A 21,723-nucleotide genomic window follows, 5' to 3' on the forward strand; every position below is an offset into this window, starting at 1 on the left:
ACCGGCGGTCGCAACTCAGGATACTTGAACCCAACAGCACTGAGCCCGATGAATTCAGGCAAATTCGCTTCTTCCGCGATCGGTTCAGGCCAGACCGAGCTTGTTGATCTTTCGATGCAGGGTTGCGCGACTGATCCCCAGCATCTGTGCGGTCAAAGAGACGTTGCCGTTGTTTCGCGACAGCGCGCGGCGAAGGGCAGCCCGTTCGGCCTCGAGCAGATCCTCGCCATCCTTGTTGAACCCGTCATGGAGAAGATCGGAGGCCGGCACCCCGGCTTCAATCATTCTGTCATCGAGCTTGAGCACGAGGCGCGCCGCACGTGTGGCGCCGAGAACCATATCGTCACGATCGACCGCAAGCAGCGCCGAGCCGCCATGCGCAGCCGAGGGCACGAGCACGATCCGGGAATCGCTATAGGCCTGACGGAACAGGTTGATCTCGATGCGAGAAGCAGAGTCCCGGATCGCCTGCGCCAGAACCGGCAACATCATCTCGGTCACATCGCGGCGTGCGGTCGAAATGTCGATGACACCGGCTATCTGCCCCTGATGATCGCGCACCGGCGCGGAGACGCAGGACAGTCCGATATTGCTCGACAGAAAATGTTGCTCACGAAACACCGTGACCATGCGGCCATCCGCAAGTGCGGTTCCGATGCCGTTGGTTCCAACGGAGGCTTCGCTCCAGAGCGCACCCATCCAAAGACCGAGATCGCGAAAATCCTTGTCTTCGGATGCCGTACCGCGACGATCGATGACCACGCCATCGGAATCGGTGAAGACGAGACAGCAGCCGGCTTTACCGACCATGCCCAGAAGCCAGTCCAGTTCGCTCGAAGCGGCCTGGATAAGATGGCCGGAACGGTCCATCGCTTCGTTGAACTCGCGTCCCGAAAGTTGCACCGGTTTGCGGTTTTCCTCCGGAGCCAGACCATGTCGCGTCAGGCAACGGCGCCAGGATGCGGCGATCGGTGAACTGGCTGCGCCTGACTTGTCACGCGCCGATGAATAGACCTTCTCTGCATGCTGGTTCATTCCAAGCATCTGCTCCTCCCAAAGCGTCAGTCCTGGTGGCCATTACGCAAGAATAACATGCTTGCGCCCGGTGCATAGCGAAATATCACTATTTCATGAAGGACCATCGATCCGCAAGGATCAAGGGCCGCCCCGGGCGCCCATGCAGAATATGTCGCAATCCTGCGTCAGTTGCTTTCTAGAACTTCATCGGCTGGCCATTGACGGTCACATCGCCGGCAGCATCGATTTTCATGTTCCAGATCACGGTTCCATCCGGCTGCGCCGCGCCGAAGCCCTTGAACGCCAGCGCCATGAAGGCCGCCTGGCCGAATTCGGGAACGGTTTGCCCGGTCTGCTGAAGGTAGGCGACCGTCTTGTCGAAATCACGCGCGGTGATGGTGATATCCGCCTCCGGCTTGTCGCTCTTGTTCGGATCGACCCGCATGGTGCCCGACAGCGCCATGTCATAGTTGGCCGATTTGACGGTCACGTCGCGGAAATCGACCTTGATCATGCCGTCGCCGAGAACGATCTTACCCAGTTCGTCGGACTGTTCCTTCGTGAGCGGCTCGTTCTTGCTGAAATCGGCATTGGCGACCAGATAGTCGAACATGCCCTTGAGATCGAGCCCCTTGACGGCCACCCCGAAGCTTGCCGATTCAGGCACCGCCGGCTCGGTGCCCGGCGGCAGGATGCCGGCCGGCATCACGAGATCGCGCGCGCTCATGCCGAAACTGACTTCGCTGTCATTGCGAATGCCGTTGAAGGCGATGTTGTAGGTGAGTTCTCCCAGCGACGCGTCCATGCCCTGAGCATTGATCTTGACGTCGCTGAACCCGATGGTCTCCGCCAGGTTTTCGACAAAGGGCATGTTCGCCTTGATCAGCTCCTTGAGCTGACGGTCCTGATCGACGGTCAGTTGTTGCGGATTGGCGCGTGCGAGATCGGCAACGAAAATGATCAGATCACGCAGCGCGACCGTATTGACGCCATCGACCGATACCGTTCCATTCATGGCGCCAGCCGCCATCGTCACCTGACCGGTAGTCGGATCTTCGATGACTTCAGACAGTTTGCTGCCAGTAAATGTGCCATCGAAATCCACCAGCCCATCGGCACGTTTGACGGCACTGCTGTCCGAAACCATACGATCGATGGTGGCCAGAATCGATTTCGGGTTGGTTCCCTGGGTCTTGAACTGCAGTTTCTCGAATGTCTGCGTTGCCTTGGGGAAATTGTAGATGGTCGGATCGTAAAGACCATCGAACACCATCTTGTCGATCGTGTAGGTGAAATCGTTCTTCGTGCCTTCGGCCATGAAGCTGCCGCTGACATTGAGATGGTCGTTGAGCTCAACCTTCCAGAGCCCATCATCCTGCGGTGTCAAATAATGAACAAACGGCTTCAGCCCGGAAATCGTGAAATCCGGGCTCTTGAACATGTCGACGAGCTTCTGGAGATCGACACTCATCTCATAGCGTTTGCTGCCGGGCGTCACTTTCAGGAAGCCGGTATCGATGACCGATTGCGGCAGATAATAAGTCAGGGACTTTTCGATGGCCTGAGCCCCTTCCGGGGTGACTTCCGCAGCGCCGGCTGCAATTGGGCTGGTTGCAATCAGGACCGCGACCGTGGAATAGAGCGCCTTGCGCATCGAATTCATCCTCCGTTACATCTGTTGTCGGCATGTTTGCCCGCTTGGCAATCGGGCGTCAATGTCGGAACGTTTCAGGCAAGGCTTGCATTCGCGGGATGGATGGATTATGAGCCGCCATCCGCCCGGACACCCTTGGAGGCACGGCGGAGGCATGCCGAAAGGCATGCCGGTCAACCGAGCCGACCATGGCTCCTTGGCCCTCCATAACACTTGAAAGGAATAGCCATGAGCCACGCTACTTACGAGCTCAAGGCCGAGCTGCGCGAACGGGTTGGTAAGGGGTCCTCCCGTGAACTTCGTCGCAACGGTCTTATCCCTGCCGTCATCTATGGTGACAAGCAGGCCCCCCTGTCGATCTCCCTTCCCTCCAAGGAAGTGACGCTTCGCATCCATGCCGGCGGTTTCATGACCACCGTTGCAACGATCGACGTCAACGGCGAGAAGATTTCCGTCCTGCCGAAGGACTACCAGCTGGATCCGGTGCGTGATTTCACCATGCATGTCGACTTCCTGCGCGTGTCGGGCAACTCGACCGTCACCGTTGAAGTTCCGGTTCACTTCATCAACGAAGAAAAGTCGCCCGGCATCAAGGTCGGTGGCGTGCTCAACATCGTTCGTCACGAAGTCGAACTGCACTGCCCGGCTAACGACATTCCGGAATTCATCACGATCGACCTTTCCGGCCACAAGATCGGCGACAGCCTGCACATCTCGCATGTCAAGCTGCCGGCTGGCGTGACCCCGGTGATCACCGATCGCGACTTCACGATCGCCACGATCGTTGCCCCGGCTGGCGGCACGTCCGGCACCGAAGAGTAATCTCTTCCAGACTGCGCGGGCTTTCGTCCGCGCAGTCTTCCCGGTTGAGCCTCGCTCCCGCCCTTTCCTGAAAATACTTGACTCTCAAGCCGCTCTGGCAGACTGACAGCGCTGCGCGTGAAGCGTGGTTCGATCGAGTGAGGAAGGCATGCGCATCATTGCCGGCCTGGGAAATCCCGGCGCCAAATATGCTGATAACCGGCACAATATCGGTTTCATGGCAGTCGATGCCATCTACCGCAAACACCCCTTTTCGCCTTGGTCGAAGAAGTTCAAATCCGAAATTTCGGAAGGCGAGATCGGCGGCGAAAAGTTCCTGCTGATGAAGCCGCAGACCTTCATGAACCTCTCGGGTGAGGCGATCGGCGAAGCCATGCGCTTCTACAAGCTCGGCCCGGCCGATATCGCCGTCTTCCATGACGAACTCGACCTGCCGCCCGCCAAGGTGCGGATCAAGAATGGTGGCGGTCATGGTGGCCATAACGGCCTGCGCTCGATGGATGCCCATTGCGGCAAGGATTATCGCCGCATCCGCCTCGGCATCGGCCATCCGGGTGTCAAGGAAATGGTGCATAACCATGTGCTGGGCGATTTTTCCAAGGCCGACCAGAGCTGGCTCGATCCGCTTCTGGATGACATTGCGCTCAATGCCGGCCTGATTTTTACCGGCGACGGCAGCCAGTTCATGAACAAGCTGACCGGCGGAGCACCCGTGGCAGATACGGCGAAAGCCAAGCCAGCCAAGCCGGCATCACCGGGCAAATCCCACATCCACCAGGCCCGTGGCGGCGGAAAGCCGGCCATTCCCGCAACAGGGCCGATGGCTGACATGCTGAAAAAACTGCTAGGCAAGTCAGACGACTGAGAGCTGCATCAAACGGCCGAAACACCCCTTCAGATGGATGTTGCGACAAAGCAACATGAAAAGTTGCGTGAGGCGAAAGGCTGCAATCGCGCTTGACGCATGAAGCACAAGCGGTATTTAGGCGCCATCAATACTCTGGAACGGGAGCGGAACATGACCTGCATTTCCCTGCGCCCCCACGGGCTTTCTGTCTAATCAGCGTCTTTGCGCTCATTGGCCATATGATCCGGCACACAGCCGGACGCTTGACCCTGTTCTGGAAAATCACACATGGGCACTTTTCCCGGAGACAATGTCTCCATGACCAACGATGGCGTGCGTATGGCCGCCATCCATCACTTTTTCACCGCCGCAAGCTGGATCGAAGGCGCGGCTACAGTTCAACTTGAGCAGGTCGCGCGACTTGCTTCCATGCAAGCCGTCGCTGCCTTTCCCGATCTCCATCCCGGCAAATATGGGCCGGTGGGCATGGCCGCCCGCGCTGACCGGCTCTATCCGCAGCTGATCGGCAACGATATCGGCTGCGGCATGGCCCTTTTCGAACTCGACATGCCATTGCGCAAACTCAGCCTCGATAAGGCCATCGAACAGTTTCGCCAGCTCGAGACCATCGAAATCGCCAGCCTCGAAGAACGCTTGGAAGAATGCGGCCTTCCTGCCGATTGTCATCCACATGCGCTCGGCAGTCTGGGTGGCGGCAATCACTTCTGCGAACTACAGGCGGTCCACGGCCTGATAGGCGCCGACACGCACGCAACGATCGACCGCCAGAGGCTTTATCTGCTCATCCATTCGGGATCGCGCAGTCTCGGCGCCTTGATCGTCCACGACACGATCAAACATGCTGGATCCCTGTCGGAAGGGCTCGACGCTGGCGATGAAGCGGGGTCCGTCTGGCTCACCGCCCATGACAGCGCAGTCGAATGGGCAAAACTCAACCGCCGTATCATCGCCGAACGGGCGGCCGCCTGCCTGCGGGCCGACCTCAGACTGGTCGTCGATGTTCCGCACAATCTCGTCCGCAGCGATGCTGGCGCCTTCGTTCACCACAAAGGTTCGGCAGCCGTGAGCGTCGGAGCGCTGGCGCCGATTGCGGGATCCCGGGCCACGCTGAGTTATATCGTCGAGGCCCTTCCGGGGACGGAATTTTCTCTCGGCGGCATTTCGCATGGCGCCGGGCGAAAATACGACCGCCAGGCCATGCATGGGCGGGTTGGGTTGAACCGGTCCGAGAGGGAGGCACTGACTGGTAATTCGTTTGGAGGCCGCGTGATCTGCGACGATCGCGCGCTTCTGATCGAGGAAGCGGCAACCGCATACAAGAATGCCGCAACCGTGGTGGACGATCTCGTCCAGTTCGGCCTCGTTCGACCGATGGCCAGCATGAAACCGCTGATCACCTACAAGAGTGCAGGAGGCGGTGCCGAGGTGAAACGCAAGGACGAACGCAGGGCCCGCGAGCGCCGACGCGATCAAAGCCGAGAACGGAGGCTGCGCCATGACTGAGGTGACACTGCTTCTGACATCCGGCAATGGCCCGGCGGAATGCCGCATCGCGCTCGGCCGGCTGATCGAAATTCTCGAGAAGGAGGCAAAAGCGCTGTCGGTCGATTGCGACATAACGCCAAGCCCTGCGCCGGATCGGCTCGGGCCGAAATCGGCGGTCGCGACGCTGACAGGAAAAGAGGCCGAGCGGCTGGCGGCCTCCTTTGAAGGCACGATCCGGTTCATCTTCAAAAGCCCGGTTCGACTGGGCCACAAGAGACAGAACTGGTTCGTGGGTGTCCAGCGCGTCGATCTTGCCGATATCGGACGCTCGGCACCCGAGATCCTTCCAGCCGAGATCCGTTTCGAAGCCTTTCGCGCTGGCGGACCGGGTGGCCAGCACCAAAACACCACCGACAGCGCGATCCGGGCGACCCATATCCCGACCGGGCTTTCCGTGGTCTGCCGGGACGAACGGTCGCAACATCGCAACAAGGCAGCGGCCATCAACCGCCTGCAATCATTGTTGCAACTGTTGACGAACGAACGGCAGGCCGAAGCGCGTGGCAACCTTTTTCTGGCCAACAAGGACCTCGAACGCGGCAATGCCATCAGAACCTACAGGCTCTGAGAACAGCGGAAGACGCCGTGTCGTGAGGCACGGCGTCATCATACCGTCATCGTGCGGCGGCATTCAGGCTTTCCATTGAACGAGACGATCCATGACGACCACCATTCGAACAGCCGAAGCCTCCGATCTCGGCGCGATCCTGTCCCTCTATGCCGAGTTCAATCCGGACGATCCGGCCCTTGATCCGGCAGTGGCTGCGACAACATTTGATGACATCCTCAACCGCAAGGGCGTCGATCTGCTCCTCGCCCGGCGGGATGGCGTGCCGGCCGGAAGTCTGACGCTGATCGTCATTCCCAACCTCACACGCAGCGCCCGGCCCTATGCGTTCCTCGAAAATGTCGTCACGGCCAAAGCGCACCGCCGGACGGGTATCGGACGTGCCCTGATCGCAGAAGCCGTGGCGCGGGCACAGCAAGCCAACTGCTACAAGCTGATGCTGCTGACAGGGCTCGACAATCCTGCCGTCCACGCGTTCTATCAGGAGACAGGCTTTCAACGCGCCAAGGCCGGATTTGAGATGCGCTTCTGAACCGATTGTACAACCCGCTTCGTTCGAGGCTGGTCAGGCGCCTGAAGCCCATGTAGAGGATTAATACCAAGTGTCGATGATAGAAACCGATTGCGTGGGACCGGACGCCGTCATCCGACGAGGAGCATACCGGAGAGCGATGCAGAGGCATCGGTCGAGGATTGCGACAAAGTCGGGGAAGGATGTCCGGCCCATCCGAAGGACCGGGCGCTTTTGCCCTCCGGACGTCGTCGAAAATCCGCGCCGGACCTTTTGGTCCGACTGTGGTTTTCTCCGCGCCGGAAACCAAAATCGCTCCGGCGCAATCGGTTCCTATCATCGACGCTTGGTATAAACAAAGGAAAGACGGAGTCGCGACCATGCCAAGCCCTGCAGATATCGCCAACGAACTGGTAACCCTGAGGGATTTCTGGCGCTATGCCATTTCCCGTTTCCGGGCCGCCGAACTCTCTTTTGGCCATGGCACCACGACGGCGGTCGACGATGCCGCCTTCCTTCTTCTCGACAGTCTCGACCTGCCGATCGATCTTCTCGATCCCTTTCTCGATGCCCGGCTGACGCTCGCCGAACGGACCCTGCTCGCCGAACGGATCGAGGCGCGCGTGACGACCCGCAAACCGTCGGCCTATCTGACCGGCCGGTCCTATATCCAGGGCATTCGCTTCTTCGTCGACGAGCGGGTGATCGTGCCGCGCTCCTTCATCGGTGAAATCCTGTTTTCGGAATATTCCGGCGAAGAGGATTCGCTGTTCCTTCCCGATCCCTATTCGGTCGAAAGTGCCGTCGATATCTGCACCGGTTCGGGCTGCCTTGCCATTCTCGCCGCCCGCTTCTTCCCCAATGCCGAGGTCGATGCCGTCGATCTGTCGCCCGATGCGCTCGAAGTCGCCCGCAAGAATGTCGCCGCCCATGATCTCGAAGGCCGGATCAACCTGTTCCAGGGCGATCTGTTTGCCCCGCTAAAGGGCCGCAAGTACGATTTCATCATCACCAATCCGCCCTATGTCGATCACGAGGAAATGGCGGTGCTGCCGGAAGAATATCAGCGCGAACCGGCCATGGCGCTCGACGGCGGGCCGGATGGACTGGATCTCGTCCGTACGCTTCTGGCCGAAGCGCCGAAGCATCTCAATCCCGGCGGCGGCATGATCTGCGAGATCGGCACCGGCCGCGAGCTTCTGGAAGAGGAATTCCCCGATCTCGAATTCTTCTGGCTTGATACAGAGGAGAGTCAGGGCGAGGTGTTCTGGATCACTGCCGATGCGCTTGGTGTCAAGAAACCGAAGAAGAAATGATCACTCTTCCGGCTCGGCCTTGAACATCAGCGGAAAGCCCGCGTCCTTGGCATAGTCCATCGCTTCCTTGACCTTGGTCTCGGCAACATCGCGCGTATAGACGGCGACGACGCAGGAGCCTTTGCGGTGCGCCGTCATCATGATGTGATAGCCGACGGAATCGCCGGTGCGGAATACCGCCTGCAGGATCATCTGCACGAATTCCCGCGGCGTGTAGTCATCGTTGAACAGAATGACCTTGTAGAGGCGCGGCTTTTCGATTTTCGGCCGGACCTTTGTCTGGGGTGTCGAAACGATATCGTTCTGGCCCATGCGTGCCTCTGTCTTCGCAAATGTCAGGAATACCCGGCAGCAACGCCGTCGCGCTCAGGTTTCTCTATTATGATGAGCCGGGCGGCGGATTTCAAGACGCGGCCGCATTCACAGCCATTCGAGATTGGCGATCCTGTATAAAAACAGATCCCAGACCGTCACCCAGAGCCAGTCGATCGCCTGAGCCACCTGTGTCGACAGGCCCGGCGTGATCAGCATCAACAGCCATCCTCCCGCAAGCGTCAGCATCATCGAGTTGCGCAGGTTCTTCAGACTGTCGAGCCGGTAGAAGCCGGCTTCGTCATATTCGGTGCCGAAAAGCCGATCCTTATAGTCGTAGCCCGAACTCACGAACATATCGACGCGATCATTTTCCGAAAGCCGGTCCGGAAAAGGGTTGGCCACCGCCCGCAAGACATGAGCCACGGCACCGATGACCAGCAGGAAGAGGCCAGCGATCGCATAATACCAGACCGAGAGAAGATTGGTGACAATTGTGTCCATTGTGGCACCATGCTGATGCCATCGAATGAAGAATTGATGAAAGAGCAGGACAGCACTCACCCGCATCTGTATTTTTCACCGCATTATGCCTCTCCGGCAGTGACTATAACTAAATACTCTCCTATTTTTTCGCTATTTATCCCGCATATTCCGCGATATAACGTCGACATGACGGGTCAAAAATCCGTTGCCTTCCCACATTTTCGAAGCGAGACGCCATGGCCACCCTGCCCCTGACCACCGACATTCCCGCAGCGACCCCCTTTGCCGATTTTGCCGCCAGCATCGAGCGCAATTCGCTGCGCCAGGCAATCACGGCCGCCTACCGTCGCCCCGAGGAAGAATGCCTGCTGCCGCTTCTGGATCTCGCGAAAATGACGGACAGCGATCGCGACAGCACCGCCAACCTTGCGCGCAGGCTGGTCGAAGGCCTTCGCGCCAATGTCAATCGCGGTGGCGTGCAGGGTCTGGTGCATGAATATTCCCTGTCGAGCCAGGAAGGTGTGGCGCTGATGTGCCTCGCCGAAGCGCTGTTGCGCGTTCCCGATGCGGCGACGCGCGATGCGCTGATCCGCGACAAGATTTCGGGCGGCGACTGGCATGCCCATGTCGGCAAGAGCCCATCCCTGTTCGTCAATGCCGCCACCTGGGGCCTCGTCGTGACCGGCAAGCTGACATCGACCACCAGCGAAGCCTCGCTCTCGTCCGCCCTGACGCGGCTGATTGCCCGCAGTGGCGAACCGGTGATCCGCAAGGGGGTCGATATCGCCATGCGGCTGATGGGCGAGCAGTTCGTCACCGGCCAGACGATCGAGGAAGCGCTCAAGCGCAGCCAGCCGCTCGAAGCCAAGGGCTTTCAATATTCCTACGACATGCTGGGCGAAGCGGCCACGACGGCTGCCGATGCGGCCCGTTATCTCGCCGATTATGTCGCCGCGATCCATGCGATCGGCAAGGCATCCGCCGGTCGTGGCGTCTATGCCGGCCCCGGCATCTCGATCAAGCTTTCGGCGCTGCATCCGCGCTATTCCCGCGCCAAACGCGATCGCGTGCTTTCCGAACTGCTGCCGCGCGTGAAGCAACTGGCAGCCCTCGCCAAGAGCTACGATATCGGCCTCAACATCGATGCCGAGGAGGCCGACCGACTCGAACTGTCGCTCGAGCTTCTGGAAGCCCTCGCCTTCGATGCCGATCTCGCCGGCTGGAAGGGTATCGGCTTCGTCATCCAGGCCTATCAGAAGCGCTGCCCGTTCGTCATCGACTGGCTGATCGATCTTGCCCGCCGATCCGGCCGCCGGCTGATGATCCGGCTCGTCAAGGGTGCCTATTGGGACAGCGAAATCAAGCGCGCCCAGCTCGATGGTCTGGATGGCTATCCGGTCTATACACGCAAGGTCCATACCGATGTGTCCTACCTCGCCTGCGCGCGCAAGCTGCTTGCGGCAAGGGCGGAGATCTTCCCGCAATTTGCCACCCACAACGCCCATTCTCTGGCCTCGATCATGACCATGGCGGGACCCGATTTCGCGATCGGCGACTATGAATTCCAGTGCCTGCATGGCATGGGCGAACCGCTCTACAACCAGGTGGTCGGGGCTGAAAATCTCAACCGTCCCTGCCGTATCTATGCGCCGGTCGGCACGCATGAAACGCTTCTGGCCTATCTCGTGCGCCGGCTGCTCGAAAACGGTGCCAACTCCTCCTTCGTCAACCGCATCGCCGACGAAGCCGTGCCCGTCGAGGAACTGATCGTCCATCCGGCCGATGTCGTGGCCGCCGAGACACCGGTCGGCAAGCCGCACGACAAAATCCGCCATCCGCGCAACCTCTATGGCGACAACCGCAAGAACGCGCTCGGCCTCGATCTCTCCAACGAAACCGTGCTCGAAACGCTGCGCTCTGCTCTGGCGGAAAGTGCCCGGCAGACCTGGACGGCGGAACCGACCGGAACCGCGGCCGCTTCCGCCACCGATCTCACCGTCACAAACCCGGCTGACCGCACCGACATTGTCGGCCATGCGCGCTATGCGACGCCGGACGATATTACGTCGGCTTTCGTCAAGGCCATGGCGGTCACTGAAAGCTGGGGTAGGAGCCCCGTCCAGTTGCGCGCCAATGCCCTGCGCAAGGCTGCAGACGACATGGAAGCCCGCATGCCGGTTCTGATCGGGCTCATCGTGCGCGAAGCCGGCAAATCCTATCCCAATGCCATCGCCGAAGTGCGCGAGGCCGTCGACTTCCTGCGCTATTATGCCGACGAAGCCGAAAAGGCGCCGGGCGCATCCGCGCTCGGTCCGGTCGTCTGCATCAGCCCGTGGAACTTCCCGCTCGCCATCTTCACCGGCCAGGTCGCCGCAGCCCTGGCCGCCGGCAACACCGTTCTCGCCAAGCCGGCCGAGGAAACGCCACTGATCGCTGCCGAAGCGATCCGTCTGCTGCATAGTGCCGGTGTTCCGGCTGACGCCGCCCAGCTGGTGCCGGGCGCTGGTGCCGTTGGCGCAGCTCTCGTCGCCCATCCCGACTGCGCCGGCGTGATGTTCACCGGGTCGACCGAAGTCGCGCGCCTGATCCAGAAGCAGCTGTCTGGCCGCCTGACACCGGAAGGGCGCCCAGTGCCGCTGATTGCCGAAACCGGTGGCCAGAATGCCATGATCGTCGATTCCACGGCACTGCCCGAACAGGTGGTGGGCGATGTCATCGCTTCTGCCTTCGACAGCGCCGGCCAGCGCTGCTCGGCCCTGCGCATTCTCTGCCTGCAGGATGACATCGCCGACCGGACGCTGACCATGCTCAAGGGCGCGCTCAACGAGCTGGAGCTCGGCATTCCCACCGCTCTTGCGGTCGATATCGGTCCGGTCATCACAGCCGAGGCGCAAGCCACCATCGAGGCGCATATCGACGCCATGAGCAAACGCGGCAAGACGATCCATCGCCTGCCGCTGGGGAGTGCCACCGCCAACGGCACCTTCGTGGCCCCCACCATCATCGAGATCGACGCGATCGCCGAACTCGGTCGCGAAGTGTTCGGCCCGGTGCTACATGTGCTGCGCTACAGGCGCGAGGAACTCGATGACCTGATCGCGGCGATCAACGGCACCGGCTATGGCCTGACATTCGGCCTGCATACCCGCATCGACGAGACGATCGAGCGCGTGACCAGCACAGTCGAAGCCGGCAACATCTACGTCAACCGCAACATCATTGGTGCGGTCGTCGGCGTTCAGCCTTTCGGCGGCTCAGGCCTGTCCGGAACCGGCCCGAAGGCCGGCGGCCCGCTCTACCTCACCCGGCTCCGCCATGCCGGCAACGACAACCGTCCTGCCGTGCGCGGCGGCGCGGTCGACCCCGATGCGGCCCAGTTTCTGGCGTGGCTGAAGGCCAACGGACAGGATGGCGCCGCAAGGCAGGCCGCGACCTATATTGCCGGCTCTGCCCTTGGCGCTGAAATGGAACTGCCCGGACCGGTGGGGGAAACCAATCTCTACCGGTTGACGCCGCGCGGCCGCATCCTCAGCCTCGCCGACAGTCTCGAGGCGAGTCTCGAACAGATCGCCGCCATCCTGGCAACCGGAAACCGGATCGTTCTACCGGTTTCCGATGCCGAGAGCCTGACCGGCCTGCCCGCCAGCATCGCAGCCCGCATCGATCGGACGACGGACTGGGCAACGGAACCGCATCTGGCCGCAGCCCTCTTCAGCGGAAGCGCGGATGCGCTTCTGGCGGCAGGAGCCGCAGCGGCCGGTCGGAATGGGGCAATTCTTCCCCTCCACCCGGTTTCGGACAATGGCGCCTATCCGATCGATCTCCTCGTCGAGGAACGTTCGATCAGCATCAACACCGCAGCCGCCGGCGGCAATGCCAATCTGATGACGATCGGCTGAGGCTGAAACGACTATTTTGTCGGCATTTCGTCCGCGAGGCTTGACCTCGCGGACCCCATTGCCCATAGGCATGGGCAAATCAATTTGCCGGGACCGGATCGCATCATGGGCTTCAAATGCGGAATCGTCGGGCTGCCGAATGTCGGCAAGTCCACACTCTTCAACGCGCTGACCAAGACCGCCGCAGCGCAGGCTGCCAATTATCCTTTCTGCACCATCGAGCCGAATACCGGCGAAGTGGCGGTGCCGGATCCGCGCATGCAGAAGCTGGCGGCAATCGCCGGCTCCAAGGAAATCATCCCCACCCGCATCTCCTTCGTCGATATCGCAGGTCTGGTGCGTGGCGCCTCCAAGGGTGAAGGCCTGGGCAACAAGTTCCTCGCCAATATCCGCGAAGTCGATGCGATCGTGCATGTGCTGCGCTGCTTCGAAGATACCGACATCACCCATGTCGAAGGCCGTATCGATCCGGTGGGCGATGCCGATACGATCGAGACCGAGCTGATGCTCGCCGACCTCGAAAGCCTCGAACGCCGCGTCGACCAGACGCGCAAGCGCGCCACCGGCAAGGACAAGGAAGCCACGGCCCAGTTGCCGGTGATGGAAGCCGTCATCAAGCTCTTGCATGATGGCAAACCGGCTCGCCTGCTGCTGAAGACGCTCGGCGCCGACGAGATCGACATCCTGAAGGGCCTCAACCTTCTCACCTCGCATCCGGTTCTCTACGTCTGCAATGTTGCGGAATCAGAAGCGGCGACCGGCAACAAGCATACCGAAGCGGTGGCGAAGATGGCTACCGAACAGGGTGCGGAATGCGTGATCATTTCCGCCGCGATCGAAGCGGAAGTGGCGCAACTGCCGGAAGACGAGGCCAAGGAATTCCTCTCCGCCCTCGGGCTTGAGGAAGCGGGCCTCGACCGGCTGATCCGCGCCGGCTATCACCTGCTCGACCTCATCACCTATTTCACGGTCGGCCCGAAGGAATGCCGTGCCTGGACGATCGTGCGTGGCACCAAGGCCCCGCAGGCTGCCGGCGTCATCCATACCGATTTCGAACGCGGCTTCATCCGCGCCTTCACCATTGCCTATGAGGATTTCGTGACCCTCGGCGGCGAAGTGGCGGCCAAGGAAGCCGGTAAGGCCCGCGACGAAGGCAAGGAATATGTCGTCCACGACGGCGACGTCATCCACTTCCGCTTCAATACCTGATCGAAGCGTCAGACATCATTAGGACAATGGAACCGGCGGGCCCCAAGCTCGCCGGTTTTTCATTTGACGCTTGCGCGATCAGTGCTTGACCGGGCAGGTCGAGATGCCGAGGATCGAATAGAGCGGGCAGGACGACATCAGGCCCGTCAGAAGCGGGACGATGCCGATCAGATAGGCATAGTGCCAGCCGCCGGTGTTGGGCGTGAGGAAGAATGCCGCCAGCAGCGCCAGGCCGACGGCGATGCGCAGCACACGATCGATGGTTCCGATATTCTTGGCAAACATGACGTCTCTCCTTCGATGACACCCCAATGGTGTCGTTGATGAACAGACGATAACCCCTTTCTGCGCATCCGTCGGTGACATTGTCACCGGATCAGGCGATTTCCTCGGCCAGTCGCGCAAGTTCTGCCGGATCGACGATCTCGATCGCCCCGCGCTCAAGCGCAACGAGCCCGCGACTGGCGAGCGCCCGCAGCTGACGCGTCACCACTTCGCGCGCCGAACCGATCGCCACGGCGAGTTCCTGATGCGTGGCACTCACGGTGCCGGATGGATCGGCGCGCTCGCGCAGGACATGGGCCAGCCGGCTTTCCACCTTTACGAAGGCGACCTGCTCGAGAACGAACATCACATCAGCCACTCGCGCGGCAAAGGCGCGGAAGACAAAGCCGCGAAAAGCGCCTGACGTGGCCACCAGCGTTTCGAAAACCGCCTGCGGCACCATCACCGCCACGAGATCGGTTTCCGCCACCGCTTCGGCCGAATAGGGCTCCTGGCCCAGAAGGCCAAGCGTGGTCTGGATACAGGTCTCGCCGCGGCTCACGGAATAGAGCAACAGCTCGCGCCCGCCCTTGCCGACCAGATAGACACCGACCCGGCCATCGATGACGATCAGAAACCCTTCCGGCCGCACCCCCGGATGGAAGAGAACCGACCGCGCCTTGATCAGTTGCGGCCGCAGGTCAGAAAGAACGCGCTGCGCCTGAGGCTCCAGCGGTTCGCTGAAGACCGAGGACATCAGCCAGGAACTGGGTGTCGAGCCTGTCATGGCCGGCCTCAGGCCGCCACCGGCGGCAGGCGGCCGGAGAGGTTTTCCGGCAAGGCACCGACAACGATCCGCCGCAAGGGCTGCCAGCCGATGCCAAGCGATAGAACCACGACGCCGATCGCAATCAGGATGATGAAGAACAGCGAATCCGCCGATTTGAGCAACCCTTCCAGGCTACCCTTGCTAAGGAGAATGTTGATCGCATACCCCAGCGAAACCAGACCGGAGGTCACGAAGGCGCGCCGGTCGAGCACAATCCCCGTCAGCATCAGAGCCGCAACGGAAAAGACGATGGCGACGGCCTGCCAGAGGCTCGGCTCCGTCCCGAAGATCTGGTTGCCGCGCGACAGATAGATGACCGCGATCAGCGTATAAAGCAGGGCTGGCGCTGCCACGAGATGCAGCCAGAAGGCCACATCGGACCGGCGGGTAACCCGCATCCGGTCAGCAAGATCGAACCTGAGCGCCATGCCGAATGTGAGCACAGCGAAAACACCGATATAGAAGGCCACCAGCCATGGCCTCTTGCTATAGAAGAGCGGATCTGCCGATGCGGACCAGATCAGGAGCGAGCCGCCTTCGACAACGACGGCGAAGGCCAGGGCGATCACGGCGCTCAGCGCCAGCGGCACCTGGTAACGCCAGTAGAAGAGTGCCAGACATACGGCCGCGCAAAGCGCGCTCAGCGTGAGCAGTAGATCTTCCATCATTCCCGGCCAACCGGCATTGATGAAGGTTCCCGCCGCAAAACCCACCGAGCCCCCGAAGGCAAGCGTGAGAACCACGGCCGGTAAGGCCAGGCGCTGCCGCTTGACGAGGATTTCCGCCAGCACGATGGCGACCACCGGAATGACATAGACACGCGTCAACCCACCCAGACCTGCGATCAGCACCAGAATACCGATCGTGATCAGAATATCGTGGAAGCCGCGAATGAAGCGCGGCGCTTCTGCAACTTCGCTCGGGCCTGCACTGTCATCGCGTGGCGCTGACAGTCCCTCGCCTTCGACCGATGAAGCGGCCGCCAACCGTCTTGCATCCAGCCCGCGCGACACGAGATAATCGGTGAGCTTGACGGCTTGCTCGGAAGCCAGCAGGCCACGGCTCGTGGCATCCTGCAACAGGGGAAGCAACGCGGCCTTGCGTTTTTCCCAATCGGAAAGGTCGAATTGCACTTGCACTGGCTCCCGGAAAGTCTTTTCTTGCGCAACGTTGTTAGCACGGAAGATGCATGAGCCAATGAAGGAAATCAAATACTGGTACGAGGATCTGCCACCGGGGCGGATCTTCACCTATCCCGAGCGTCAGGTGACGGCAGAGGAAATCATCGATTTTGCGGCTGAATTCGATCCCCAGCCATTCCACCTGTCGGAAGAAGCCGGTCGAGCCTCCATTCTTGGCGGCCTCGCTGCCTCCGGTTGGCACACCTGCGCCATCACCATGCGCGAATTCTGCGATACGATGCTCCTGTCGTCATCGTCTGAGGGCGCTCCGGGCATCGATCTCGTCGAGTGGCGCAAGCCCGTTCTTGCCGGTGACCGTCTCAGTGGCCGGATGGAAGTGCTCGAAGCGCGCGAACTGCGGTCCCGTCCCGGAATAGGCCTCGTGCGGTTCCGCCATGAAATCACCAACCAGCGCGGCGAGACCGTGATGATCATGGAACATCCGGCCATGTTCCGGATGCGGGAGGCCTCCTGATGCGTTTGTCCGAATTGCTCCCCGCCGGCGAGCGCCGTGAGATCGGCACCTATCATTTCGATGCCGACAAGATCATGGACTTTGCCACCAAGTTCGATCCGCAATATTTCCATACCGATGCCGAACGCGCCAAGGATTCGGTCTTCGGTGGCCTCTGCGCTTCCGGCTGGCATGTCTGTGCGGCCATCATGCGCGCCAATGTCGACAATATCGTCGCCCAGGCCAAGGCTGTTGCAAAGGCCGGCGGCACACCGCCCAAACTGGGACCGGCGCCCGGCATCCGCAATCTCAAATGGCTGAAACCGGTCTTCGCCGGCGATACGATCCGCATTTTCATGCGCTTCAACTCGGATCGCCCGGTTCCGAGCCGGCCCGGCCGTTTCATTGCCGACCTCACCTATGAGGCGGAAAATGAACAGGGCGAGCTCGTTACCACGTTCGACTGTTCGGTGGTCGAATTCGAATAGGCGTTGGCTTCAGCGCGCCGCCCAAAGGGCGCCGCGCTCGAACACCGTGCGCATTTCGGGAACCGCGAACTCATCCGCCGTATGGCCGAGTGCCGAATAGAACACCCGCCCCTTGCCATAGCGCTTCTTCCAGAACACAGGCATCACAGCGCCATCGATGAAATCGAGATGATCACCATTGAAGGTCGTGGTGGCCAGGACCTCGATCGCCGGATCGACATGCATGTAATACTGTTCCGAGCGATAGGCGAAATCGCCGATTCCCGCGACAATCGGATCGTCCGGCCGGGTGATGTTGACCCGGTAGTCGATAATGTTGCCGGGATGGGAAACCCACTGGCCACCCACCATGAACTGGTACTCGGTCTCGTTGCGGAAACTGTCTCCCATCGTACCGTGGAAGCCGGCAAGGCCGGTGCCGGCAGCAACCGCCGCCGTCAGGGCCGAAAGTTCCGGCTTCTCGATGGTCGACATCGTCACCATCGGAACGATGAGATCGAAGCGGGCGAGGTCAGCCGACGCAAGAACCGAAGTTCCCGCCTCGACGGTAACAGTAAAATCGTTCGCCGCCAGCATCTGCGAAACGACTGCGGCGCTGCGCTCGGGTGTGTGCCCTTCCCAGCCGCCCCAGAAAATCAATGCCTGCTTCATCCTCTCCACTCCTCCCAGATGGATCGATCAGTGTCCGGCAAACTCGACCAGAGTGCGAACCTTGACGCCCATTTCCTCAAGCTTCTTGCGGCCGCCGAGATCGGGCAGATCGATGACGAAGCAGGCCGCCACGATTTCGGCACCCATCTGGCGCAACAGCGAAACCGCACCCACGGCAGTGCCGCCGGTCGCGATCAGATCATCGACGAGAATGACCTTTTCGCCCGGCTGGACCGCATCCTTGTGCATCTCCATTTCGTCGATGCCATATTCGAGACTATAGGCAATGCGCACCGTCTCATGCGGCAGCTTGCCCTTCTTGCGGATCGGAATGAACCCGGCCGACAGCTGGTGCGCCACCGCGCCGCCCAGAATGAAGCCGCGCGCTTCCATGCCCGCCACCTTGTCGATCTTGGTACCGGCATAGGGATAGACCAGCTGATCGACCGCACGCCGGAAGGCGCTGGCATTGCCAAGCAGGGTCGTAATGTCACGGAACAGGATGCCGGGCTTGGGATAGTCCGGAATGGTGCGGATGGCTGAAATCAGCGTGTCCTTGAGCGTATCCATCTGTGCTTCCATATAGTTTCGCCGCGCCTTTTTGGCCTGGCGGGACAATAGAACAAAACCGGCGCCATGACAGCAAAAAGGCGGCACGAGGCCGCCTTTCCTGTTCATGGCACCAAAGCATCAATGCTTGTTGGCGTAGACCGCTTTCTTCGTCAGGTAGACCAGCGCGGCGAGACCGAGCAGGAACACCATGACCATGAAACCCGTACGCTTGCGCTCTTCGAGATGCGGCTCAGCAGCCCACATCATGAAGGATGAGACGTCGTGCGCATATTGCTCGACCGTCTGCGGCGTGCCGTCGTCATAGGTCACCTGGTCAGCCGAGATCGGCGGCGCCATCTTGAGCGCGATACCGGCGATGAAGTGCGGGTTGAAGTGCGTGCCTTCAGCCACTTCCACGCCAGCCGGCGCTTCCTGGTAACCGGTGATCAGGTTGTAGATATAGTCGACGCCGCCTTCCTGGTAGGGAACGAACATGTCGATGACAAACTGCGGGAAGCCGCGTTCCACGCCGCGCGCCTTGGCGAGCAGCGAGAAGTCCGGCGGAGCAGCGCCGCCATTTGCGGCAGCGGCAGCTTCTTCGTTCGGGAACGGCGACGGGAAGTAATCGGACGGAACGGCCTTGCGGGTGAACATTTCACCGTCGGCGTTCGGGCCGTCCTGCACTTCATACTCGGCAGCGAAGGCTTTGACCTGCGCTTCGGTATAGCCGAGATCCGTCAGCGTCCGGAAGGCGACCCGCTTCATCGAATGACAGGCGGAGCAGACTTCCTTGTAGACCTTCAGGCCGCGCTGCAGCGCAGCCTTGTCATACTTGCCGTAGAAACCGGCAAAAGACCATTTCTGTTCCACCGGCTTCAGGACAGGGAAGTGGCCGCCTGCAATGGCGTGTTCCACCTGTGCCTTCAGGTCGTGGGCTTCTTCCGCCGCCGAAACGGCGGTGGCAGCAGAGCCAGCAAGGGCCGCGGCCAGGACGATGCTCGTGAAAAGCTTTTTCATATCTTTATCCTCTCAGCCGGTTCTCAAGCCTTGGCGCTCTTTTCCAGCACGGCTTCCGTGATGGAGTTGGGAACACGCCGCGGGGTTTCGAGAAGGCCGAGCAACGGCATGATGATCAGGAAGAAGGAGAAGTAGTAGAGCGTGCCGATCTGCGACAGCACCACGTAGAGCCCTTCAGCCGGCTTGGCACCGAGCCAGCCCAGCATGATCGCGTTGGCCACGAAGATCCAGAAGAACAGCTTGTACCACGGACGGTAGACAGCCGAGCGCACCTTCGACGTATCAAGCCACGGCAGGAAGAACAGGATGATGATCGAGCCGAACATCACCAGAACGCCGCCAAGCTTGGAGTCGATCGGGCCAACATTGAAGGTGATGGCGCGCAGCATTGCGTAGAACGGCAGGTAGTACCATTCCGGAACGATGTGGGCCGGGGTCTTCAGCGCGTTGGCTTCGATATAATTGTCCGGATGGCCGAGGAAGTTCGGCTGGTAGAACACGAACCAGGCATAAACCAGGAGGAAGATCACGACGCCGAGCGCATCCTTGATGGTTGCATAGGGCGTGAACGGAACGGTGTCGCTCTTGGACTTCACTTCGACGCCGGTCGGGTTGGTCTGACCGACGACATGCAGCGCCCAGACGTGCAGGACGACGACGCCGGCAATCATGAACGGCAGCAGGTAGTGAAGCGAGAAGAAGCGGTTCAGCGTCGGGTTGCCGACAGCGAAGCCGCCGAGCAGGAACTGCTGGATCCAATCACCGACCCACGGGAAGGCCGAGAAGAAGCCGGTGATAACGGTCGCACCCCAGAAGGACATCTGGCCCCAGGGCAGAACGTAGCCCATGAAACCGGTCGCCATCATCAGGAGGTAGATCACCACGCCGAGGATCCAGAGGATTTCGCGCGGCGCCTTGTAGGAACCGTAATAGAGGCCGCGGGCAATGTGGAGATAGACCGCGATAAAGAAGAAGGAGGCACCGTTCGCATGCAGATAGCGCAGGAGCCAACCGTGGTTGACGTCACGCATGATCTGTTCGACCGACGAGAAGGCAACCGTGACTTCGGCGGCATAGTGCATCGCCAGCACGACGCCGGTCAGGATCTGCACGACCAGCATCACCGACAGCATGGCGCCGAAGGTGTAGGCGAAGTTCAGATTGCGCGGCACCGGATAGGCAATGAAGGAATCATAGACGAGCCGCGGCAGCGGCAGACGTGAATCGATCCACTTCGTGACGCCGGTTCGCGGCTCGTATGTGGAATGATGTTCAACACTCATGATCAGATGCCCCCTTAGCCGATCTTGATGACAGTGTCAGAAACGAAGGAGAACACCGGCACATCGAGGTTGCGCGGTGCCGGACCCTTGCGGATACGACCGGCCGTATCGTAATGCGAACCATGGCAGGGACAGAACCAGCCACCGAAATCACCTGCCTGACCGAGTGGCACGCAACCCAGATGGGTGCACGAGCCGATCATGACGATCCAGTTTTCCTTGCCTTCACCGGCGGAGCGATCGATGTCGCTTGCCGTTGCATCGGCCGGAAGATTGGCGTTACGGGCGACCGGATCCTTGAGGTCGGACATTTCGACCTTCTTGCCGGCCTCGACTTCTTCAGGCGTGCGGTTGCGGATGAAGACCGGCTTGCCGCGCCACTTGACCGTCAACGACATTCCCGGCTCGACGGCAGCAACGTCCACTTCGATCGAGGCAAGAGCCAGGGTCGAAGCATCCGGACGCATCTGGTCGATGAAAGGCCAGGCAACGGCGACGGCACCAACAGCGCTCGCCATACCCGTCGTCAAATAAAGAAAATCGCGGCGGGTAGGTCCGCCCTCTGCCCCGCTAGTCGTCTCATGTCCGCTCACGGCTTTTCTATCCTCTGCGCGAATGTGTCGTTTAACCTTCAAGTGGTCCTGACAGGCCACAATTAGGCCTAGGAATCCCCCACTTTCGGGCGCGTTCTAAGCTTGATTGCAGATTATGTCCAGTGTTGGCAAGGGGAGGTGGGCACAATGTCGCGGGAAATCTGTTCTCTGGCGCCATGCACTTCTTTTGATTGACGCTTTCCA

At 60.6% G+C, this 21,723-nt stretch carries 22 protein-coding genes; 10 read left to right on the top strand and 12 right to left on the bottom strand.

All coding sequences use genetic code 11. The features are described from left to right. Positions 1-84: 84 nt before the first annotated feature. Both Q4481_RS09620 and Q4481_RS09625 read right to left on the bottom strand, forming a co-directional pair. Positions 85-1,044, bottom strand: a complete 960-nt coding sequence (locus Q4481_RS09620; RefSeq protein ID WP_304376143.1) for a helix-turn-helix domain-containing protein — start codon at positions 1,042-1,044, stop codon at positions 85-87. Positions 1,045-1,213: 169 nt separating this feature from the next. After that, entirely contained in the window at positions 1,214-2,671 is a 1,458-nt protein-coding gene (locus Q4481_RS09625; RefSeq protein WP_304376144.1) for a hypothetical protein, read from the bottom strand. Between the two features lie 228 nt (positions 2,672-2,899). Here Q4481_RS09625 and Q4481_RS09630 point away from each other — a divergent pair, with 228 nt between their 5' ends. The 6 genes from Q4481_RS09630 to prmB all read left to right on the top strand — a co-directional run bounded on the left by Q4481_RS09630 (position 2,900) and on the right by prmB (position 8,301). Then, a complete protein-coding gene (locus Q4481_RS09630) occupies positions 2,900-3,493 on the top strand; it encodes a 50S ribosomal protein L25/general stress protein Ctc (RefSeq protein WP_304376145.1) in 594 nt (197 codons plus the stop codon). 148 nt (positions 3,494-3,641) lie between these two features. Continuing rightward, positions 3,642-4,358 (top strand): aminoacyl-tRNA hydrolase, encoded by a 717-nt coding sequence (pth, locus tag Q4481_RS09635; protein ID WP_304376146.1) that lies wholly within the window; start codon positions 3,642-3,644, stop codon positions 4,356-4,358. A gap of 270 nt (positions 4,359-4,628) precedes the next feature. Then, a complete protein-coding gene (locus tag Q4481_RS09640; RefSeq protein ID WP_304376147.1) occupies positions 4,629-5,864 on the top strand; it encodes an RNA ligase RtcB family protein in 1,236 nt (411 codons plus the stop codon). Then, entirely contained in the window at positions 5,857-6,474 is a 618-nt protein-coding gene (prfH, locus tag Q4481_RS09645) for a peptide chain release factor H (protein ID WP_304376148.1), read from the top strand. Before Q4481_RS09640 ends, prfH begins: the two co-directional genes overlap by 8 nt. A 91-nt stretch (positions 6,475-6,565) precedes the next feature. Continuing rightward, on the top strand, positions 6,566-7,006 hold the full coding sequence (locus Q4481_RS09650) for a GNAT family N-acetyltransferase (RefSeq protein ID WP_304376149.1): 441 nt from the start codon (positions 6,566-6,568) through the stop codon (positions 7,004-7,006). Positions 7,007-7,365: 359 nt separating this feature from the next. After that, positions 7,366-8,301 (top strand): 50S ribosomal protein L3 N(5)-glutamine methyltransferase, encoded by a 936-nt coding sequence (gene prmB, locus Q4481_RS09655; protein ID WP_304376150.1) that lies wholly within the window; start codon positions 7,366-7,368, stop codon positions 8,299-8,301. Here prmB and clpS read toward each other — a convergent pair whose 3' ends face one another. Continuing rightward, on the bottom strand, positions 8,302-8,613 hold the full coding sequence (clpS, locus tag Q4481_RS09660) for an ATP-dependent Clp protease adapter ClpS (protein WP_304376151.1): 312 nt from the start codon (positions 8,611-8,613) through the stop codon (positions 8,302-8,304). A gap of 108 nt (positions 8,614-8,721) precedes the next feature. Then, positions 8,722-9,117: a hypothetical protein gene (locus Q4481_RS09665; RefSeq protein WP_304376152.1), complete on the bottom strand. Its 396-nt coding sequence runs from the start codon at positions 9,115-9,117 to the stop codon at positions 8,722-8,724. Between the two features lie 218 nt (positions 9,118-9,335). Between Q4481_RS09665 and putA the strand changes: the two genes are divergently transcribed. Beyond that, entirely contained in the window at positions 9,336-12,998 is a 3,663-nt protein-coding gene (putA, locus tag Q4481_RS09670; protein WP_304376153.1) for a trifunctional transcriptional regulator/proline dehydrogenase/L-glutamate gamma-semialdehyde dehydrogenase, read from the top strand. A gap of 105 nt (positions 12,999-13,103) precedes the next feature. Then, positions 13,104-14,207, top strand: a complete 1,104-nt coding sequence (gene ychF, locus Q4481_RS09675; RefSeq protein ID WP_304376154.1) for a redox-regulated ATPase YchF — start codon at positions 13,104-13,106, stop codon at positions 14,205-14,207. Positions 14,208-14,285: 78 nt separating this feature from the next. On the opposite strand, the gene Q4481_RS09680 is transcribed toward ychF, so the two are convergent. From Q4481_RS09680 to Q4481_RS09690, 3 genes are all read right to left on the bottom strand, one after another. After that, positions 14,286-14,492 (bottom strand): YgaP family membrane protein, encoded by a 207-nt coding sequence (locus tag Q4481_RS09680; RefSeq protein WP_304376155.1) that lies wholly within the window; start codon positions 14,490-14,492, stop codon positions 14,286-14,288. Positions 14,493-14,583: 91 nt separating this feature from the next. Continuing rightward, on the bottom strand, positions 14,584-15,258 hold the full coding sequence (locus Q4481_RS09685; protein WP_304376156.1) for a Crp/Fnr family transcriptional regulator: 675 nt from the start codon (positions 15,256-15,258) through the stop codon (positions 14,584-14,586). A gap of 8 nt (positions 15,259-15,266) precedes the next feature. Next, positions 15,267-16,433 (bottom strand): hypothetical protein, encoded by a 1,167-nt coding sequence (locus Q4481_RS09690; RefSeq protein ID WP_304376157.1) that lies wholly within the window; start codon positions 16,431-16,433, stop codon positions 15,267-15,269. Positions 16,434-16,497: 64 nt separating this feature from the next. Here Q4481_RS09690 and Q4481_RS09695 point away from each other — a divergent pair, with 64 nt between their 5' ends. Beyond that, positions 16,498-16,956 carry a MaoC family dehydratase gene (locus tag Q4481_RS09695; protein WP_304376158.1) on the top strand — a complete coding sequence of 153 codons (459 nt, stop codon included), beginning with the start codon at positions 16,498-16,500 and terminating at the stop codon, positions 16,954-16,956. After that, positions 16,956-17,423: a MaoC family dehydratase gene (locus Q4481_RS09700; RefSeq protein ID WP_304376159.1), complete on the top strand. Its 468-nt coding sequence runs from the start codon at positions 16,956-16,958 to the stop codon at positions 17,421-17,423. Before Q4481_RS09695 ends, Q4481_RS09700 begins: the two co-directional genes overlap by 1 nt. Positions 17,424-17,432: 9 nt before the next feature. Here Q4481_RS09700 and Q4481_RS09705 read toward each other — a convergent pair whose 3' ends face one another. From Q4481_RS09705 to petA, 5 genes are all read right to left on the bottom strand, one after another. Then, positions 17,433-18,074 carry a ThuA domain-containing protein gene (locus Q4481_RS09705; RefSeq protein ID WP_304376160.1) on the bottom strand — a complete coding sequence of 214 codons (642 nt, stop codon included), beginning with the start codon at positions 18,072-18,074 and terminating at the stop codon, positions 17,433-17,435. A gap of 27 nt (positions 18,075-18,101) precedes the next feature. Then, positions 18,102-18,644, bottom strand: a complete 543-nt coding sequence (locus tag Q4481_RS09710) for an adenine phosphoribosyltransferase (protein WP_304376161.1) — start codon at positions 18,642-18,644, stop codon at positions 18,102-18,104. A 120-nt stretch (positions 18,645-18,764) separates the two neighbouring features. Next, positions 18,765-19,643, bottom strand: a complete 879-nt coding sequence (locus Q4481_RS09715; protein ID WP_304376162.1) for a cytochrome c1 — start codon at positions 19,641-19,643, stop codon at positions 18,765-18,767. A gap of 23 nt (positions 19,644-19,666) precedes the next feature. After that, positions 19,667-20,926: a cytochrome b gene (locus tag Q4481_RS09720; RefSeq protein WP_304376163.1), complete on the bottom strand. Its 1,260-nt coding sequence runs from the start codon at positions 20,924-20,926 to the stop codon at positions 19,667-19,669. 14 nt (positions 20,927-20,940) lie between these two features. After that, the gene (gene petA, locus Q4481_RS09725; RefSeq protein ID WP_304376164.1) at positions 20,941-21,519 is read right to left on the bottom strand and encodes a ubiquinol-cytochrome c reductase iron-sulfur subunit; all 579 of its coding nucleotides are present in this window, start codon (positions 21,517-21,519) and stop codon (positions 20,941-20,943) included. Positions 21,520-21,723: the final 204 nt, after the last annotated feature.

The organism is Fluviirhizobium alvei (assembly GCF_030551875.1).
In the GTDB taxonomy this organism is placed as follows: Bacteria; Pseudomonadota; Alphaproteobacteria; order Rhizobiales; family Rhizobiaceae; genus Rhizobium_E; species Rhizobium_E alvei.

Coding starts and splice junctions, on each gene's coding strand:
- Q4481_RS09650 (WP_304376149.1), top strand. CDS start 6,566: ATGACGACCACCATTCGAACAGCCGAAGCCTCCGATCTCGGCGCGATC.
- Q4481_RS09665 (WP_304376152.1), bottom strand. CDS start 9,117: ATGGACACAATTGTCACCAATCTTCTCTCGGTCTGGTATTATGCGATC.
- Q4481_RS09720 (WP_304376163.1), bottom strand. CDS start 20,926: ATGAGTGTTGAACATCATTCCACATACGAGCCGCGAACCGGCGTCACG.
- Q4481_RS09715 (WP_304376162.1), bottom strand. CDS start 19,643: ATGAAAAAGCTTTTCACGAGCATCGTCCTGGCCGCGGCCCTTGCTGGC.
- Q4481_RS09625 (WP_304376144.1), bottom strand. CDS start 2,671: ATGCGCAAGGCGCTCTATTCCACGGTCGCGGTCCTGATTGCAACCAGC.
- Q4481_RS09680 (WP_304376155.1), bottom strand. CDS start 14,492: ATGTTTGCCAAGAATATCGGAACCATCGATCGTGTGCTGCGCATCGCC.
- putA (WP_304376153.1), top strand. CDS start 9,336: ATGGCCACCCTGCCCCTGACCACCGACATTCCCGCAGCGACCCCCTTT.
- Q4481_RS09620 (WP_304376143.1), bottom strand. CDS start 1,044: ATGCTTGGAATGAACCAGCATGCAGAGAAGGTCTATTCATCGGCGCGT.
- prfH (WP_304376148.1), top strand. CDS start 5,857: ATGACTGAGGTGACACTGCTTCTGACATCCGGCAATGGCCCGGCGGAA.
- clpS (WP_304376151.1), bottom strand. CDS start 8,613: ATGGGCCAGAACGATATCGTTTCGACACCCCAGACAAAGGTCCGGCCG.
- Q4481_RS09695 (WP_304376158.1), top strand. CDS start 16,498: ATGAAGGAAATCAAATACTGGTACGAGGATCTGCCACCGGGGCGGATC.
- Q4481_RS09630 (WP_304376145.1), top strand. CDS start 2,900: ATGAGCCACGCTACTTACGAGCTCAAGGCCGAGCTGCGCGAACGGGTT.
- Q4481_RS09705 (WP_304376160.1), bottom strand. CDS start 18,074: ATGAAGCAGGCATTGATTTTCTGGGGCGGCTGGGAAGGGCACACACCC.
- ychF (WP_304376154.1), top strand. CDS start 13,104: ATGGGCTTCAAATGCGGAATCGTCGGGCTGCCGAATGTCGGCAAGTCC.
- Q4481_RS09640 (WP_304376147.1), top strand. CDS start 4,629: ATGGGCACTTTTCCCGGAGACAATGTCTCCATGACCAACGATGGCGTG.
- Q4481_RS09700 (WP_304376159.1), top strand. CDS start 16,956: ATGCGTTTGTCCGAATTGCTCCCCGCCGGCGAGCGCCGTGAGATCGGC.
- prmB (WP_304376150.1), top strand. CDS start 7,366: ATGCCAAGCCCTGCAGATATCGCCAACGAACTGGTAACCCTGAGGGAT.
- Q4481_RS09710 (WP_304376161.1), bottom strand. CDS start 18,644: ATGGATACGCTCAAGGACACGCTGATTTCAGCCATCCGCACCATTCCG.
- Q4481_RS09685 (WP_304376156.1), bottom strand. CDS start 15,258: ATGACAGGCTCGACACCCAGTTCCTGGCTGATGTCCTCGGTCTTCAGC.
- pth (WP_304376146.1), top strand. CDS start 3,642: ATGCGCATCATTGCCGGCCTGGGAAATCCCGGCGCCAAATATGCTGAT.